Raw genomic sequence first — 240 nt, 5'->3', positions numbered from 1 at the left:
GAGGACGCTCGCGTCGAGGCCAAGGCCGTGATGGCCGCCGCGAGTTCCGCCCGCCGCGCGGTCGCCGCCCAGGCCGCAGCAGAACGCGCCGCCGCCGCGCAGGTCGCCGCGGTACAGGCCGCCGCCCAACGCGCCGCCCAGTCCACCGTCATCGGGCACGCAGCGGCCAGGAGCCGGCGCGTGCGCCGCGTGCGTGCCCTCGCGACCCTCGTGCTCCTCGGCGGCCTCCTGGGCGTCACA

1 protein-coding gene is annotated in these 240 nt (G+C 79.2%); it reads left to right on the top strand.

Annotated features, from left to right (window positions below):
• Positions 1-240: hypothetical protein (locus QN345_RS20325; RefSeq protein WP_323509272.1), on the top strand; the 240-nt coding region annotated here is incomplete at both ends.

It is taken from the genome of Cryobacterium sp. 10I1, assembly GCF_035019805.1.
GTDB lineage: Bacteria > Actinomycetota > Actinomycetes > Actinomycetales > Microbacteriaceae > Cryobacterium > Cryobacterium glucosi.
This window is presented reverse-complemented; position numbering and strand designations above follow the sequence as displayed.